Genomic DNA, 3,951 nt, shown 5'->3' on the forward strand with positions numbered 1-3,951 from the left:
CATCGGGCCGGCGTTGAACGAGTGGAAGGCGCGGCAGGCCGAGAAGGCCTCGCCGGTGCGTGAGCCACCGCCGGCGGCGGTGGCCGAGCGGCTCGCCGAGGTGTGGGGCGTGGCGTTGGAATTGGCCAATGCGCGGCTGGCGGCCGAGCGCGAGGCGCTCGCACGCGTCCGCGCCGAGATGGAGGCGGAGCGAGGAGAGGCCACGGAGCTCGCCGATCGGCTGGCCGAGCAGCTCGAGGCGCTGCAATCCCGTCTGGCCGTGCTCGAGGCTTCGGAGCAGGCCGCGCGCCTCGAGGCCGGGGAGCTGCGCTCGAGGCTGGCTGCCGCCGAGACGCGGGCCTCCGAGCTCGAGCGCCGGGTCGAGGAGCTGCGGGATGCGCTCGNCCGGCCGATGCCGGGGGCGGCAAAGGGGCCGGAGCGGGGTCGTCTGGGGTCGGCAGAGGCAAAAAACCCGCGCCAAAGCCCGTTTGAGGCCCTTGGCGGGCATTGGCGAGGGAAGGGAAGATCCCCATTGCGCCCCGTCTGCCCAAACCTTGGGCAGACGGGGCGCGCCGCGGCCCGACGCGCCGCGGGGCGGATGACGCACATTCCCATCCACAGATTCTGGGGATAAGTCCGGCTCTGGGGCGGACGGCGCGGACGGACGGGGTCGGTCATCTCGGGCGGTCTTCCCTTCCCCGAGCGGCCTCTTGCCATGGGCTTCCGGTCGAAGCCAAGGCCTGCGTGCGAGGCCCCTGCGGGCACCGAGTCCGGCGGCCCTGCATCGCCCCCCGCCGAGGAGGGGGCCGCAGCCACGAAAACCCCGCTGCGTGCCCCACCTACTTGACATCGTCACGCATCGATCCATAATGCATCGCATCGCAAGCTTGATGCCCGTGGCCATCGTGGGCGGGTCCCTCCTCATCCCCATCGGGTAAGGAGCAAGGTGTAACCCGCGCTTCGCTTGGGTTATCACCTTGCCCCCACCCGCTCCCTTCGGTCGGGGTGGGGGGAACCCCGCAGGCCCTTCGCCCGCGCTTCGCTCGACTCCGGCCTGCGGGATCGCCCTCGCATCGTCTGCCTCACTCGGAGAGCATCGCCCATGAGCCTCGACGAAACGAAGCGCCGCCGCCGCGGCCCCGCCCCGCTCGATGCCGCCGACAAGCGGCGGCACAGCGTCTCGGTACGCCTCAACGACGCCGAGCTCGCGCGTCTGGACGCACTACGCGAGACGGTGCGCATGCAGCGCGGCGAATACCTGCGCGCCGCCGCCCTGCACCGGCTACCGCCCAGCATCCCGGCCGTGAATCGGCGAGCCTGGGCCGAGCTCGCCCGCACCGCGGCCAACCTCAACCAGCTCGCACACCGGCTCAACGCGGGCGAGGCCCCTGCGCTTGCCGAGGTGCGGGCAGCCGTCGATGAGCTGCGGCGACGGCTCATCGGCGTCGGCCACGACCTCGAGGAACGGCAGGATGAAAGCCAAGATTAGCCGCGGCGGCGGCTTTCGCGGCGCGCTCGACTACGTCTTCGACGCAGGCAGCAAGGCCACGCACACGAAAAAACCCGAGCTCGTCGGCGGGAACCTGACCGGGCGCGACCCGCGCGCGCTCTCGCGCGAGTTCGCCGCCGTTCGACGACTCCGTCCCGACGTCGGCAAACCCGTCTGGCACTGCTCGCTGTCGCTACCGCCCGGCGAGCGGCTCGAAGCCGCGCGCTGGAATGCGGTGGCGAGCGAGTTCCTGCGGCACATGGGGTTCGATCCCGAGAACACGCCGTGGGTGGCCGTGCGGCATCAGGACACCGAGCATGACCACATCCACCTCCTCACGAGTCGCGTAGGCCTGGACGGAAGCGTCTGGCTGGGGCAGTGGGAAGCGCGGCGCGCCATCGAAGCCACGCAGCGGCTGGAAAAGGATCATGGCCTCAGGCTCACGCCCGGCCTGGGCGAAGCCCGGGCGGAAAAGCGCAAGCTCAGCGACAAAGAAATCAACATGGCCCTCCGGACGGGCAAGGAGCCCCCGCGCCAGAAGCTGCAACGCCTGCTCGACGAAGCGATGAAGGGGAATCCCTCGGTGATCGAGTTCGCCGAGCGCCTCGAGGCCGCCGGCGTGAGCGTGCGGGCGAACATCGCCTCGACGGGCAAGTTCAGCGGATTCTCTTTTGCCATGGACGGCATCGCCTTCAAGGGCAGCCGGCTCGGGGACAGGTATGGCTGGTCGGGATTGCAGAAAGCGGGGGTACATTATGACGAAACTCGAGACCGTGCGGGCCTTGAACGACGTAGGGCCCCAGCTACAGATCGTGGAGAGCGTGCGCCAGCTCCAGCAACGGATCGACGCGCTACACAACGCGCTCGAAGCCCTGCCCCGGACGCTCCAGCAATGGGAGACGATGCGACCCAGCGCCCAGGAAGCGCTGGATCGCATCCTGGAAATCCAGCGCCGCGCGATCGACGAGATGGCCCTGAGGCTGAGCGAACGCGCGAGCCAAGCCTTCGAGCAGAAAGCGGCGAGCCTGCACGCGAAGATCGGCACGCTCACGCAGACCCTCACGCAGCTCGAAACCGGACTGACGCACCTCGAACAGAAGAGCCACGAGATCGCCGCCCTGCCGGACAAGCTCGACCAGGCGGCCAAGGAGATGACCCGAGCCGCCGAGGAACTCCGGGAAGCGGCCCGGCACAGCCGTCCCTCCCCCCTGAAAACGCTCCTCACGCTCCTGCTCGCGGGCGCGACGGGGGCACTGCTGACCGGCTCGATCCACGTCACCCTGGAGCGGCTCATCCCCCCGAGCCAAGACCAGCGGGACGCCCAGTGGGCCCGGATGCTGATCACCAAGGCCACGGCGCAGGAGCGCGAAGCCCTGCAACGGATCCTCGAGCGCTCCCCGACCCCTTGAAGCGCGATCCCAGCGCCCTGCTGAGCGCCTGGGGATATCGCCTCGAGCACCACCGGGACCGACTCACCGCCTACTGGCACGGCGACGAACGCTATCGCTTCACGCGCACCCCCGAAGGGATCTGGCAGTGGGTCGACCGCTACGGCAACCCCGGGGGCGACCTCCTCGAGCTCATGCGCGAACTCGACCCCGAGATCGGCTACGCCGAAGCCGCCCACCGGCTCCTGAGCCCCTCCCCGACCCCTCGCGAAACCAGACCGGTGCTTCCCCCTGAAACGGTACAAGAACGCGCCCTCGGTCGGGGCTACCTCCTCGCGCGCGGCCTCGATCCCCGGACGCTCCTGGAGGCCGAACGGCAAGGGTGGCTGCGCTACGGTGCAGGAGGTCTGCTCTTTCTCGGGTACGACGAAGCCGGCCGGGTCCGCAACGCCCTGTGGCGCGCGATCGACCCCGCGGCCAGGCCGCGCGAACGCGACCTCCCCGGCAGCGACCTACGCTACGCCCCGCGGCTCGCCGGCGTGGAAGACACGATCTGGATCGTCGACGAAGGCGAAGACGCACTCGCCGTGCACACCCTGGCCCGTCGCCGGTTCGAGCCTCCCCCGACGGTGATCGTCACGGGCGGCCCGACCCTGTCAGGCTGGCTCGAAGTCCTGCTCGAGCGCCTGCGCCGCGCCGCCCGCCTCATCCTCGCCCCCCGCCGCCTCGGGGACGAACGGCTCCGTCATCTCGGCGAACGCACGGGCCGTCCCGTCACGCTCTGGAGTCCGCCCCGAGGCCACCCCCTCATCGAATGTCTCACCCTGGACGGACGGGATGGCCACACGCCCCCTCGAAGTCCCCGAAACGCAGGAGGCCTCGAACGCTGAGGCCTGCCGCAGTACCCACCGAAACAGGAAGAAGTCATGACGGTGGATGATCGGCAAGGTCTATCTCAACCCGTAACCTTGAAGTCATGACCCACATCACGAAAATTTACAGGACAGAGGTTGCACAATCCCATTTTCCGGGAATATTGAGGTGAAACCGGCTCTTTGTCAGGTCCCGGACGATTGCATTGATCCGCGACGTCGT

The 3,951-nt window shown here is 69.3% G+C and carries 4 protein-coding genes and 1 pseudogene; all 5 read left to right on the top strand.

Going from position 1 to position 3,951, the window contains the following annotated elements; translation table 11 throughout:
* Window positions 1-55: 55 nt before the first annotated feature.
* The 5 genes and pseudogenes from GV368_RS10825 (at window position 56) to GV368_RS11470 (ending at window position 3,746) form a co-directional block, all read left to right on the top strand.
* Window positions 56-613, top strand: a complete 558-nt coding sequence (locus tag GV368_RS10825; RefSeq protein WP_456243396.1) for a DNA-binding protein — start codon at window positions 56-58, stop codon at window positions 611-613.
* Between the two features lie 468 nt (window positions 614-1,081).
* Window positions 1,082-1,468 (top strand): plasmid mobilization protein, encoded by a 387-nt coding sequence (locus GV368_RS10830; RefSeq protein WP_169116528.1) that lies wholly within the window; start codon window positions 1,082-1,084, stop codon window positions 1,466-1,468.
* Window positions 1,452-1,844: pseudogene (locus GV368_RS11835) on the top strand (relaxase/mobilization nuclease domain-containing protein); the annotation flags it as partial. The gene GV368_RS10830 and the pseudogene GV368_RS11835, both read left to right, overlap by 17 nt.
* Window positions 1,845-2,223: 379 nt before the next feature.
* Window positions 2,224-2,877: a hypothetical protein gene (locus GV368_RS11465; protein WP_235933768.1), complete on the top strand. Its 654-nt coding sequence runs from the start codon at window positions 2,224-2,226 to the stop codon at window positions 2,875-2,877.
* Entirely contained in the window at window positions 2,874-3,746 is an 873-nt protein-coding gene (locus GV368_RS11470; protein WP_235933769.1) for a hypothetical protein, read from the top strand. The genes GV368_RS11465 and GV368_RS11470 overlap by 4 nt, the downstream gene beginning before the upstream one ends.
* Window positions 3,747-3,951 lie beyond the last annotated feature (205 nt).

The sequence above is a fragment of the Tepidiphilus baoligensis genome (assembly GCF_012911495.1).
Taxonomy (GTDB): domain Bacteria; phylum Pseudomonadota; class Gammaproteobacteria; order Burkholderiales; family Rhodocyclaceae; genus Tepidiphilus; species Tepidiphilus olei.